Origin of the sequence: Sphingobacterium sp. lm-10, assembly GCF_023554555.1 — a bacterium.
GTDB lineage: Bacteria > Bacteroidota > Bacteroidia > Sphingobacteriales > Sphingobacteriaceae > Sphingobacterium.
In genome coordinates, this window is the sequence record NZ_JAMJWC010000001.1 from 1,307,574 (window position 1) to 1,321,007 (window position 13,434).

Here is a 13,434-nt window from a genome sequence, read left to right on the forward strand (position 1 = left end):
AACGTTTACGGGCAATCCGCACAAAGCGTAAAAATTGGTTTACCTTTATCTCCAATTTATGAAATCCTATATATCGTACTTCTTATTCTATCTTTTTTTATTGGCTGGATCCTGTAAAAATCTCGTTCATATAAGCGACTCTTCGGATACCAGAACGGCTTCGAGTTCAACAGCTGGCAACATGGGTAAGATCAATGTACAAATTGCTACAGACGTACCACCATCGGTGGGCGAAAACAGTAACATGTACTTAGGAAACCCGTCGAATGCTCAACCATCCTTTATCTTCAAAAACAACTACTTGATTAATCTGGAGTACTATATCATGTCTTATGATGCTGATCGTGGAATCCCAAATTGGGTAAGCTGGCATTTAAATAGCGATCGTTTAATCAATAACACCAAGCGTAGCAATAAGTTTGTCGAATACACAGGCCTTCCTGAAAGTTGGTATCAGGTACAGCATAGAAGCTATACCGCCTCTGGCTTTGACCGCGGGCATCATTGCCCTTCAGCAGATAGGTTAACTTCTGAGCAAGCTAATGCATCAACCTTTCTCATGATCAATATGCTACCACAAGCACCAAATAACAATCAACGGGTATGGAACAATTTTGAAATGTACCTGAGGAAACGGGTAAATGAAGGTAATGAAATCTACATTATCATGGGTTCTTATGGTCAAGGTGGCGTAGGAAATGAAGGCTACGCCTTGAGCATAGATGATGGTCGTGTGGCTGTACCTTCGCATATCTGGAAGATTGCGATTATTCTGCCTGAAGGCACGAACGATCTAGATCGAATTGAAGCGGGCGAAGCAGAGATTATTGCCATCACTACACCCAATGAAAATAGTGTACGCTCTTCCTGGAAAAACTATATAGTAAGTATCCGTGCTATTGAAGACGCTACGGGTTACAACTTTCTTTCGGAACTAAGCATTCCTATGCAGAATGAATTGGAATTGCAATCGGATCAGGCCGCTTAATGCTGTTTATGAAATCCAAACTGTAGCTGCTGCAGCAAAATCAGATCGAATGTGCGGTTACTGAATCTAGCCAAATCTTTCGTAAAGCTCTTTCTGCCTCTAAACACTTTCGTACAGTAAGATAGGATTTGATTTAGTGTAGATTTATCCGGCTTAAAAGAAATAGCTTTATATAACAATTTGCGAAGAAGTTCCATTTCTCCCAAATCTAACGTCTGAATTATCTTATTCGAAACCATGTATTGATCCACCAACCTTACCATTTTAATATCCATATCCAATCAATATTAGTAATCACTATTGTTAACTGACTTGATAATAAAACGTTAGATCGGCGAGTTTGTTACCCTAAGAAGTACCTGAATTAAACGGGTATAAATAGCCACAACACCTGCTATAAATGCATCTGATTGCTAAAAGTAATTACTAACCCGTAATAAATACGGGTTAAAATGGCATTTAAGACTTCTTGACAAATTCCGATTTCAAAGCCATAGCACCAAAGCCTTCAATCTTGCAATCTATATTGTGATCCCCATCAACGAGCTTTATGTTTCTAACCTTAGTTCCTGATTTAATACCCTTTGGAGAACCTTTAACGGGCAAATTTTTAATGACAATTACACTATCGCCGTTTTGTAGAATATTTCCGTTGCTATCTTTTACTACGATTGCAAGAGTCTCTTCTTCGATCTCTTCCTGGTTCCATTCATGGCCGCATTCTGGACAAACCAATAAAGCGTCCATTTCATAGGCATAAACAGATTCACATCGTGGACAAGGAGGTATAGTATTCAATTTTGATGTTTTTATGATAAGCTGTAAAGTTACAACAATTAGATGATATCACTTTAGCCGCGTATTTCCTTTGTTTAGTTACTACTGGTCTCAGCTAGTAGCCAACATTTTAAGTACAGCAACAGATCCTAAAAATTATTATTATAAACTTCCTCGATACAATCATAAATAATATCAATGTTCATATTTAATTCATTCGATTTATTTTTGTTCAAAATGAAAAAACAATGATAAATAGAAAGAATATTGTATCTGCTGCTACAGCTGTTTTATTGGCAAGCTGCCTGTCGGCACAAGTAATTACTACGAATACAGGCACTCCTGTGGGCGACAATCAAAGTTCCAAAACTGCAGGAGTCAATGGACCAACATTATTGGAAGATATACACCTCATCGAAAAATTGGCTGCTTTCGATAGAGAACGTATTCCAGAACGCGTTGTGCATGCCCGAGGAGCGGGCGCATTTGGAGAGTTTATCGCTGCTAATGACTTTTCCGACATCACTAGCGCTGAGTTTCTTTCCAAAGGAGGAAAAGCAACTCCGGTGATGGTGCGGTTTTCTACCGTAATTCACCAACAAGGCTCGCCCGAAACCTACCGTGATCCTCGTGGCTTTTCTGTTAAATTTTACACAGAACAGGGCAACTATGACTTGGTAGGCAATAATCTTCCTGTTTTTTTTATTCGTGATGCCATGAAGTTCCCAGACATGGTAAATGCTTTCAAGCCATCCCCCGTAACGAATAAGGCCTCCGATCCAAATAGAGTATTCGACTTTTTTGCACAAATTCCAGAAGGAACACATATGCTCACATGGGTGTTTTCTAACTATGGGATCCCAGCCAATTACCGCGAAATGCAAGGAAATGGTGTACATGCCTTCAAATGGGTTAATGAAAAGAAAGAAGTTACGTATGTTAAATACAAATGGGTAAGCAAGCAAGGCGAGCGCAATCTCACGCAAGATCAAGCAGACAGCATACAGTCTAAAAATATAGAACATGCTACTGCGGATCTGTACACCGCCATCGAAGAGGGTAATTATCCTAAATGGGATCTCTACGTACAAATGCTAAAAGAGAATGAATTCGAACAACTGAATTTTAATCCTTTGGATGCTACTAAGATCTGGCCAGAAGATAAAATACCTCCTGTACTAGTTGGTACGATGACACTAAATGCCAATCCTACTAATTACTTTCAACAGGTGGAACAATCCGCGTTTTCTCCTGGCACTTTAGTTCCTGGAATTGAACCTTCTGAAGACAAACTATTGCAAGGCCGTTTATTTTCTTATTTCGACACACAAAGGCACCGCATTGGGGGAAATTTCCAGCAATTACCGGTAAATGCTTCAAAAGCCCCTGTGAAAACTTACAATCAAAATGGTTACATGTCGACTCGTGAGCAGGAAGGTGAAGTAAATTACCAACCCGCAAACAGCCAACCTTCAGTGGCCGATAACAGCAAATTCAAATACTCGCAAAAGCCCCTAGGTAACGCTAGTACGACTCAGCAAAAGATTCCAGTAACTGATGATTTCACACAGGCAGGAGCACTTTATCGTTCCTTTTCTTCAGAGGATCAAGATCACCTGATCAAAAATCTATCAGACGCTTTGCGCGATGTGAAAGACCCGAAAGTGGTTGCTATTATGATTTCCTACTTCTACCGCGCAGACCGCGATTACGGAATGAGGCTCGCTCAAGCACTAAATCTGAGCAGGGAGAGTTTGGAAAAACACCTACAATAACAACAAGTTTATTTATCACACATCATAAAGGGCAGTATATCTGCCCTTTACACCCTTAAAAATATGACAAAATACATATGGCTCATCGTTGTTTTGTTTGCTTTGGCAAAACAGACTTCGGCTCAGCAAGAGATATTATTTCAAGCCATCCAAAACAATGATACGACAAAGGTGAAAGAGTACGTTACATCGGGAAGTAGTGTAGATATTGTGGATGCACGCGGGTATACCCCCACTATTCTAGCTGCTTACCATGGCAATCTGCGTATGTTGAAATTATTACTTGATCACGGAGCAAATGCCAATCGTTTAGATAAAATGGGCAACACCGCACTCATGGGTGCCGCTTTTAAAGGCTATGTAGACATTGCAGCCTTATTGTTAGCGCAGGGTGCAGATGTAAATCAGCAAAACCAGAATGATGCCACCGCATTGATTTTCGCTGCGACATTCGGTCAACAGAAAATGGTGAAAGTATTGTTGGATGCCGGTGCTGACCCCCTTATTAATGATCGATTCGGTAAAACAGCTCTTGATCATGCACTCCTACAACAAAATAATGAAATATATCAACTACTAAAGACAGTTGGTACTCCGAAAAAGAAGGAGAATAATGGTCTAGTGATCAATTAATTTATACATCCTACGTGTATGTGATTCTTCGCTTTAATTATAGCAGATCAAATTTTTTGAAGGTAATTTGATCTAATCATTCGCGTATCTCAAAATTGGAATTAGCTATTCGAACATCCAAATTATAAGGTATTAAGATACGAACTGAGAGAAATCTGCGTATCTACTGACAGCTTTTTACGAATACGGTATCGGTGTACCTCCACACCTCGGACCGATATATTTTGAAGTTGAGCGATTTGTTTGGTCGTAAAATGCAGCCGTAAATACGCACATACTTTTAAGTCATTGCGAGAAAGGGAAGGATGTAGACTGGTCAATCGCTGTAAAAATCCATCATTCAACTCATCGAAATGTACCGCAAACTGATCCCAGTGTGTGGTGTTTTTGTCCACATCCTTTAGCAAAGCGGTCACCCGTTTGAGGTCAGCTTCATCGGCTTCGCCCGATTCCATTTTTGCTAATTCCATTCTGAGTTTATGCAGTGCGCCTGTATTTTCCATTAGTTGCATACTTGTGCTGGCTAATTCTTTTGTTTTAATTAGCACTTCATCTTCCAGGTGCTCCTTTTGTAGCTTGATGATTTCGCGTTCGTTTTTTTCTAACTCCAACTGGTAGATATAGCGTAAGCGGGCGAGTTCTTCCTCATGCTTCTCCTGTCTGCTTATCCATGCGGAACGCTGCCATCTCACTGCGAGAAAGAAAAAAGATAAAAGCAAAAGCGTATAGATTACCCACGCGATTTGCGTAGCATACCAAGGAGCCAGAATCGTAAATTTACAGGTCAGTTCGTCCGATTCGAGTCCCAAACTATTTTTTGCTTTTACCCGAAAAACATAGCTCCCACTCGGCAGATTGGTATACGCTTTTGCCTGCTCGTTGGACCAGGTGGACCATCGGCTATCATATCCTTCTAATTGGTAACTATACAACAAGTTGGCGGAGGCTCCATACCTGGGAGAAGCATACTGAAAATGAAATTCGTCGTAATGTGCATCTAAACTTGGGGTGGGGTACTTTTTAGAAAATTGATAAGCTCCAAACCCAGCGTATAACAGCGTATCACGTTCACCTTTACTCTGCACTTGAGAAAACACGAGGGTTGGCTTTTCTATATTATCGACATATTTATCCAAGTTGATGTGTAGCATACCCCGTTCAGCTCCCAAATATGTATTCTTTTCATTGTAAGGATAAATATTTTCAAAACCTGTGGTATATAAACCATCTATTTCCGGGAAATAGATTAACTGATAGCGATGATGGCGAGCGCGGTATTTTGCAACACCTACCTTTTTTGCACTGGAAAACCATATATTTCCGGCTTGGTCTTGTTTAAAGTAACGTATTGGCATGCCAGCAAAAATCTTCAACGGCTCAAAAGGCCTAAATGTTTTGCTAGGGCGATCAAAATAATACACTCCGTTCTCGGTTGCAAAAACAGCCTTATTATTCCAGCTAAATACGTAATTCTGATAGGAAGATGGTAAGCCGTCTCGTTCTGTAAACAGTTGGTGGCTATATTTTTTACGATCAACATCAATACTAATGCGATAGATACCTCTATAAGGATGAGATGCCCAGATATAATGCAGTGTATCACGCACCATAAATCGGTACGAATCGCGATGTCCCTCTAAAGCGCCATGGTAGCTAGTTGCTCCCTCCGGTTGAGCAATTAAGTCCAAGCCTTGGTAAGTTCCCAACAAGGTATTTGTCACCTCTTTTGAGGCTTTATTATTACCAAGCCATGGTAGAAACAACCAAGTGCCTGTTTCAGACGCTATTGGAGTTACCTTCGTATCATCTACGTCAAAAACCCCGCGATTATGTCCTAACCACAAATGATTATTTACCTCATCTAGTTTCCAAGCCTCTCCTCCATCGGTACCTTCCATCAACGTAAATCTTCCCCAAGCTTCGCTATGGTCTATCTTATTTCTATCTAATGGTGCGCTAAACAAACCATTTGAAGATGCAATATATAACCTTTCTTTGCGAACGTAGGCGGAGTAGCCCGTGACGTCCACTTCTGTGCTAGGTCTTATATAATGGATTGCACTTCCATAGCTGATTAATGCAATCGCATTGTCTAATCCAGCCCATATGTTCTGTTGCTTATCCACAAAAACTGTCGACACGTTATTATTTGGTAACCCCTGTGTGGTACCTATTCGTTGCAACGTGTTGCCCTCCGCATCCCGAATCAGGCAACCCTCTAGTGCAGTGGCAAACACATAGGCACTGTCTGTGATCTTCGCGACAGAGGGGGTATATAAATTTTTAGTATAGCCTGATTGGGTTTTGGATCTCTGGTATGCATTCTCGGTCAGCACGTAGCGTTTATCCGTAGAGGTAACAACCAATATTCGGTTGTTATCCTTCGGGATCACTGCCGTAATAAGCTCACTTTTTAATTCGGGGGAGCCGGATAGCGCATGCCATTTCCCGTTTCTAAACTCGAGCAATCCCATTTGAGTGTCTTGCGCGAATAATCGACCACCGGCGCTACCCATAAATTCCCAGCGATTAGTAGCAGGATAGATCGTTATCTTGCCATCTAAGAGCCGAAAGATAGCTTCGTGAGATCGAAAAAAAATAGCGTTCTTAAATCCTACCGTATTCCAAACGTCGGCAAATCCTGCATATTTATCATCAATACGCTCACTAACAGAGGTGTACACTAAATATCCAGAGATATTTGCCTGAAAATAACCAAACTCCCCCTGGCCACCTACATACACACGATCCTCTCCATCAATAAATAGGGAGCGCACAATGGTTTGATTAGAAATACTATGCTTACCCCAACGGTTCCCGTCGTAGGTAATTAGACCTTCATTGTTAGCAAAATACATTAAGCCGCGGCTATCTTGTCCAATTTGCCAAGTCCTGCTTCCACCTTGAAATTCCGCTTTAGAATAAGAATATAGTAAAGGCGTACCCAAAGTATTTTGAGCAGATGCTGGATAGATACAGCAACATAAGACATAGAGTAAAAACCAAAAATTAAATTTCATGAAAATTTATAATGGTACGTCCGCAGACGTTGGTAGCGGGACAAATATAGCAATAAAGCCCGTTATGCCTACATGACGTAGTAATGAAGTAGTGTGGTTTTTAGCAGTTTTAGCAGGCCTTTCCTACATTTGGGACATCTAAATTATAAACTACAACCAAAAACTAAATCTTAACACATGACACATCGTGTACTCATTTTTGTTATGGTTACCTTTTCCTGTTTGCTGTCGTCAGCGGCGTTCGCACAAAGTCGGGAGGTGACCGGAAGAATTACGGATCCAAATGGACATCCGCTAATTGCTTCCATCATGATTAAAGGAGCATCTGGCAGCGGCACCAGCTCTACTGCCAACGGGTCTTATCGTTTACAAGTACCCGAAGCAGCCGATTCTTTGATCATCACTTCCGTGGGCTATATGCGACAGGCGGTAGCTGTAAAAACCAATACAGTTAACGTACAAATGATTGCTGACGCAGGCTTCAACGTAGAAGAAGTAGTGGTTATCGGTTACGGTACACAACGAAAGGGCGATTTAACCGCTCCGGTTGCGACCGTAGATATGGAAGAAGCCATTAAACGAACAGTGGCTACCCCTATGGATGCGATTCAGGGCGCTGTACCTGGCGTTCAGGTGGTGAGCAGTGGCGCTCCAGGATCTACACCTTCTGTCAGAATCCGCGGTGTAGGCTCGTTTAACAACGAAAGTCCGCTTTACGTAGTAGACGGGATGTTTATGGACAATATTGACTTCCTAAATCCCAACGATATAGAAGATATGTCGGTTCTAAAAGATGCATCTGGAGCTGCTATATATGGTGTACGTGCAGCAAATGGTGTGGTCATCGTGACCACCAAACGCGGAAAGCTAAATACGAAAGCGCGTGTTACCTATAACGGCTATGCAGGTATCCAAACACCTACCAACATGCTCAAAATGGCAAATGGACAACAGTATGCCGATTATGCTAACGCGATCGGTAACTCGGCCATTGTAGCAAGTTCGGCAGAACGTTTTGGTGGCACCGCCACTAATCCAACACAGAACACAGATTGGTACAGCGAATTACTTCGTTCTCAAGCCTTGATACACAATCATAACATCGATGTACAGGGAGGTAGCGATAAAATCACATACTCCTTTGGTTTAAACTACATCGACCAGGATGGTATTATGGATGCGAAAAACTTTCACCGTAAGTACAACATACGCACGCAAACCGAAGCCCGCGTAACCGATTGGTTAAAAGTAGGTTTTACAGCACATGTAAATAATTTCAATAATTTCCACCCAAACAATGCGGCATTTAGACAGGCATATTTTGCTTCGCCTTTATACCCCGCATATGACCCGAACAACGAATTGGCAGACCCGGTTAAGTTTGGTTCCAGCCTACCAATAGGCATTAATACTGGTTTCTGGTTCAACAATCCAGTAGCCACTGGATTTTACAATCACAATGAGAGTAAAGGCTTTCAAATACTGCCGAGCGCATATGTCGAAGCCAATTTTTGGGAAAATAAGTTGACATTCCGTTCTCAGCTAAGCCAACGGTATCAATCTGCTCATAACATCCAGTACAACCCAATCTTCTACATAGATAATGCGCAACGTACCGATCGCTCTTACTTACGTTCGGCACAAGGCCGCGATTCCAATTATATTCTGGACAACCTCCTTACCTATCGGGATGCCGCTAAAAACCATCACTGGAGCGTGCTCTTAGGGCAATCCACCCGTGAGGAACGTTGGCGAGAAACCTGGGTATCGGCAAACGATGTACCGGCATCTCCAGAGTTCTGGTATGCGGGTCAGGGTGCTCAGGGTCTAGGCTCTGCCACCGGATACGGCGAAAATGGCTTCCGCAATGCGGGTGTATCCGTGTTTGCGCGTGGTACTTACGACTACGACAACAAGTACTTATTAACCGCCACTTTCCGGGCCGATGGAAGCTCTAAATACCAGACAAAATGGGGCTATTTTCCTTCCTTAGGATTAGGCTGGGTGTTGAGTCGTGAAGGCTTCATGCAAGACCAAAATCTATTTAATTTATTGAAGGTTCGTGGTAGCTGGGGTCTATTAGGTAATGATGGTATACAGCCTAATGCTGGCTATGCCATTGTGAATTCAGGCAATAACTTTTCCGGAATTTTTGGTAGTATCGGCGAAAACTATGGAAGTCGCGTACCAGGGTACCGAGTAGGTCGTTTCTTTACGCAAGTACGTTGGGAAATTGTAGAAGAGTGGGATGCAGGTATTGACTTTGCTATGTTCAACAATAGATTGAATGGTACAATAGATTATTACCACCGTGCAACGAAAGACTTGGCTTTCGAACGTCCTATTCCATTTATGTGGGATCGCGTTTACGGCAACTGGGGTACTGTTGCCAATAGTGGCTGGGAATTTGGCTTGAACTGGGCCGACAAGCGTGGTGACTGGGGTTACCGCATCGGTGCCAACGCTACTACATTGAAAAATCGTGTCACCGATCTTGGTGGTTTAGCAAATATTATGAATGGCTTCCCTGAATGGGCAGCGGAATTCCCTTCTCGGATCGAAGTGGGCCAACCGATCAATTATTTCTATGGTTACGAAGTGCAAGGTGTATACCAAAACCAAGCGGAGATCAATGCCGACCCTATCGCCAGTCGTTACAATGAGCTGAATCCGGGTTCCCCTATCCTACCGGGCTATTTACGTTATAGAGATCAAAATGGTAATGGTGAACTAGACGAGGCTGATCGTGTAAACCTGGGCAGCTACCTCCCTACATTGACCTATGGCTTTAATATCGGTATCGACTACAAAGGGTTTGACCTAAGCGTCGCACTTCAAGGTGTTGCGGGCAACAAAATTCACAACTTAAATAGAGCCATGCGCCGGAAATACCCACAAATGAATGCCGATCAAGCGTTTATGGAAGGCTTGTGGACTGGCGAAGGCAGTAGTAACACGTATCCGTCTGCGGCCGGAAGTGTCGCTTCATGGAATTTGCAAGCGAGCTCCTTCTTCGTGGAGAGTGGTGCGTATCTGCGGGTACAAAATGTGCAATTGGGCTATAGCTTTAATCTAACGCCATCTATCCCGTTCCGCGTGTTTGCTACAGCCGACAGACCATTAATCTTTACGAACTACAATGGATTCACGCCAGAGGTAACAGGTATGGGCTTTGACTCAAATGTATACCCCGTAGCGGCGACCTACAGTTTAGGATTAAGAGCTAGTTTTTAATGACAACATTTTTTAGTAAAACAACCATGAAAAAATATAATCATATTCTCATAGCAGGCTGCTTAAGCAGCGCCATCCTCTTCGGCGGTTGCGAGAAATTCCTGGATAAACCATTGGAGAACCAGCAGCGATCAGAAGAAATTAATTATGGTGATCTTCGTCGGATGTATGAACCGGTTTCGGGTGTTTACCGCGCCGCTTCGGACGATAATTTAGTGCATTGGATTGATCTTTCTATTCGCGTTATCCGTGATGATGACTATCAACAAGCAGCACCAAATCCGAATGACAACCCAGAGCTAATGGCCATCAAAAACTTCCAAAATGATGTGACTATTCAATCCTATTGGGGGCTTAACCAATCTTGGATCAGCTATTACAGCTTAGCTATTAGTGCGAACAATGCCTTGATGGAATTAGCCAATTTCGCCGAGCGCATTGATCCCAATAACGCAGAACAATTGGCTCTTAATCTTCAATATCAAGGCGAGGTACGCTTTCTAAGAGCATACGCGCACTTGATGGCTTCCCGAATCTTTGGGGATGTGCCTATCTTATCGGATAGCGAAGACATTGCACGCCTTACCACGATCGGAAAAAGTACTCGTGCGGAGGTTAGACAATGGATTATTGAGGAGATGGACTTTTGCGCCGCAAATCTAAAAAAAGAACGTCCGAACCAATCCAGTCATGTTGGAGCAGTAACTGCCTATTCCGCTCTTTTGTTGAAAGCTAAAGCAGCAGCTGATCTTGCTGGAAATGATAACGGTAGTGCCCAATGGGATGTGGTATTAGATGCGACAAATGAAATTATTGGTAGTAACCGCTTTTCATTATTTGGTGATTACTACCAAATGTGGAAGGTGCCAGGCAAATTAAGTAACGAGTCGCTTTTCGAATTGCAATATTCTGATTTTGGACTCCCAGCTGGAGATATCGTGCGTCCTGGTATCGACTGGGGAACTTTCTTTCGCTGGCAGGGACCGGAAGGTGACCAGCGCGGCAGTGCTATTTCAGGTGCAGGTTGGATTCCGCCATCACAAAATATTGTTGATTTCTTAACGGCTCGTGGTGATGCCACCCGTTTGCGGACAACGATTTTATACTGCGGAGTAGATGGGCAACCCAATGTACCAGCGGAGACACCAAGTGGAGACTTAGTATATCGGGGTACATTTGGTACTAAATACTTTAATGGAAAGGCCTATTTACCAGTATCTCAGATGACCGCGGGCCGTTTGGAATATGGAGCCAATAACAATGTGCGTATCCTGCGTTATGCAGACGTGCTACTATTGAACGCCGAGGCCAAAGTACGCAAAGGACAAAACGGGGATGAGCCATTCCGATTGGTTCGCGAACGCGTGAATATGCCTGCCATTACCGGTGTATCACTAGATCAGATCTTAGATGAACGTCGTGCTGAATTTGCTTGTGAATGGTGGGGCGAACGCTTCAATGACTTAGTGCGTACCGGCCGTGCTCAACAAGTTTTTGGTTCACGGTTTGTACCAGGTGTAAGCGAGTCTGTGCCGATCCCGCAAACACAAATAGACGCTAATCCAAATTTTAGATAGATCCCAGATACATCAGCCTATGGTAAACAGACAACCTATTCGTCTATTTACCATAGGCTGATTTTTTAAGCTGTATTATCAAAAAAGCCTTGTGCTAATCGCGCATTTTAAAACTGAACAATATGAACATATGCAAAATACTCTCCATGCTGTGCCTGGGTATCACTACCGCAAGTCAAGCAGCACAGGCTCAAGCTCCTATCCCTGTTAAGATTGTGGAAGATGAGGGACGGTTTGAGATACTACGTGAAGACAAACCTTACTTTATTCTTGGTGCAGGCGGTACCGGAAAGCTGGAACAAATAAAGTCGACTGGTGGCAACTCCATTCGGACTTGGAGCACCGATGGAGCGCAGCAAATTCTTGACGAAGCACAAAAACTGGGTTTAACGGTTACACTTGGTCTACGTGTAGGCACCGAGAGACATGGCTTCGATTATAATGATCCGGTAAAAACCCGCCAACAACTGGAAAGAATACGTGGAGAAATCAATACTTTTAAAAAACACCCTGCACTATTAGCTTGGGGTATTGGTAATGAGCTAAACCTACATTATAGCAATGAAAAAGTGTGGGATGCTGTCAATGAAATTGCTACTATGATTCATCAAGAAGATCCGCATCATCTCGTAACCACTATGTTGGCCGGCGTGAATAAAAAGGAAATTGATCTAATCAACAGCAAATGTCCTTCGTTAGATTTAATAGCTGTACAAGTGTATGGCACTTTAGCCTCCGTGCCACAACAACTTGAGGATGCAGGCTGGCATAAGGCCTATATGGTAACTGAGTGGGGACCAACCGGACATTGGGAGGGTTTGCAAACTCCTTGGGGAGCTTCTATCGAAGAAACAAGCAGTGAAAAAGCAACTGTATACAAAAGTCGATACGAAGCGTCTATCGCAAAAGACCCACGTTGTGTAGGTTCGTACGTGTTTTTGTGGGGACAAAAACAGGAACGCACACCAACCTGGTATGGCTTATTCACCGAAAATGGGGAACAATCTGAGGTGATCGACGTCATGCAATACTTGTGGACAGGTAAATGGCCAGCAAAGCGCGCTCCGCATATCACCTCATTTACTATCAATAACAAAAAAGCGGCTGATCATATCTATCTGAAACCAGGTACCAAATACCCAGTAAATGCACGCGTCACAGACCCTGCCGGAAAGCCACTAACAGCTCGCTGGGAATTGCTGGCCGAAAGTACTGACCTGAAAGAAGGTGGTGATAGAGAAGATCGCCCTACTGCTGTTGATGGCTTAGTACAGCAAAATTCGTTTGACGAAGCCGTACTTACTGCACCAAAGAAAGAGGGAGCGTATCGTTTGTTTTATTATTCTTCAGACGGAAATAATAAGGTTGCCACAGCTAACATCCCATTTTTCGTTAAGAAATAAGGGGTTTCACCACACGATTTAAATATC

General features: G+C 42.9%; 8 protein-coding genes. 6 read left to right on the forward strand and 2 right to left on the reverse strand.

Annotated elements, in window-relative coordinates; genetic code table 11:
- Positions 1–58 precede the first annotated feature (58 nt).
- Positions 59–988, forward strand: coding sequence for a DNA/RNA non-specific endonuclease (locus M8998_RS05135; RefSeq protein WP_249991053.1), 930 nt, complete (start codon positions 59–61; stop codon positions 986–988).
- A gap of 459 nt (positions 989–1,447) precedes the next feature.
- On the opposite strand, the gene M8998_RS05140 is transcribed toward M8998_RS05135, so the two are convergent.
- Entirely contained in the window at positions 1,448–1,786 is a 339-nt protein-coding gene (locus M8998_RS05140; RefSeq protein WP_249991054.1) for a zinc ribbon domain-containing protein YjdM, read from the reverse strand.
- A gap of 227 nt (positions 1,787–2,013) precedes the next feature.
- Between M8998_RS05140 and M8998_RS05145 the strand changes: the two genes are divergently transcribed.
- On the forward strand, positions 2,014–3,540 hold the full coding sequence (locus M8998_RS05145; RefSeq protein ID WP_249991055.1) for a catalase: 1,527 nt from the start codon (positions 2,014–2,016) through the stop codon (positions 3,538–3,540).
- A 63-nt stretch (positions 3,541–3,603) separates the two neighbouring features.
- A complete protein-coding gene (locus tag M8998_RS05150) occupies positions 3,604–4,173 on the forward strand; it encodes an ankyrin repeat domain-containing protein (RefSeq protein ID WP_249991056.1) in 570 nt (189 codons plus the stop codon).
- Between the two features lie 122 nt (positions 4,174–4,295).
- Here the strand turns inward: M8998_RS05150 and M8998_RS05155 are convergent, their stop codons facing one another.
- A complete protein-coding gene (locus tag M8998_RS05155) occupies positions 4,296–7,193 on the reverse strand; it encodes a triple tyrosine motif-containing protein (RefSeq protein ID WP_249991057.1) in 2,898 nt (965 codons plus the stop codon).
- Between the two features lie 177 nt (positions 7,194–7,370).
- Here M8998_RS05155 and M8998_RS05160 point away from each other — a divergent pair, with 177 nt between their 5' ends.
- The 3 genes from M8998_RS05160 to M8998_RS05170 all read left to right on the forward strand — a co-directional run bounded on the left by M8998_RS05160 (position 7,371) and on the right by M8998_RS05170 (position 13,407).
- Positions 7,371–10,427: a SusC/RagA family TonB-linked outer membrane protein gene (locus tag M8998_RS05160; RefSeq protein ID WP_249991058.1), complete on the forward strand. Its 3,057-nt coding sequence runs from the start codon at positions 7,371–7,373 to the stop codon at positions 10,425–10,427.
- 26 nt (positions 10,428–10,453) lie between these two features.
- Positions 10,454–12,004 (forward strand): RagB/SusD family nutrient uptake outer membrane protein, encoded by a 1,551-nt coding sequence (locus M8998_RS05165; protein WP_249991059.1) that lies wholly within the window; start codon positions 10,454–10,456, stop codon positions 12,002–12,004.
- 122 nt (positions 12,005–12,126) lie between these two features.
- Positions 12,127–13,407 (forward strand): glycoside hydrolase family 2 TIM barrel-domain containing protein, encoded by a 1,281-nt coding sequence (locus tag M8998_RS05170; RefSeq protein ID WP_249991060.1) that lies wholly within the window; start codon positions 12,127–12,129, stop codon positions 13,405–13,407.
- The last annotated feature ends 27 nt before the right edge of the window (positions 13,408–13,434 follow it).

Coding starts and splice junctions, on each gene's coding strand:
- M8998_RS05150 (WP_249991056.1), top strand. CDS start 3,604: ATGACAAAATACATATGGCTCATCGTTGTTTTGTTTGCTTTGGCAAAA.
- M8998_RS05145 (WP_249991055.1), top strand. CDS start 2,014: ATGATAAATAGAAAGAATATTGTATCTGCTGCTACAGCTGTTTTATTG.
- M8998_RS05160 (WP_249991058.1), top strand. CDS start 7,371: ATGACACATCGTGTACTCATTTTTGTTATGGTTACCTTTTCCTGTTTG.
- M8998_RS05170 (WP_249991060.1), top strand. CDS start 12,127: ATGAACATATGCAAAATACTCTCCATGCTGTGCCTGGGTATCACTACC.
- M8998_RS05135 (WP_249991053.1), top strand. CDS start 59: ATGAAATCCTATATATCGTACTTCTTATTCTATCTTTTTTTATTGGCT.
- M8998_RS05165 (WP_249991059.1), top strand. CDS start 10,454: ATGAAAAAATATAATCATATTCTCATAGCAGGCTGCTTAAGCAGCGCC.
- M8998_RS05155 (WP_249991057.1), bottom strand. CDS start 7,193: ATGAAATTTAATTTTTGGTTTTTACTCTATGTCTTATGTTGCTGTATC.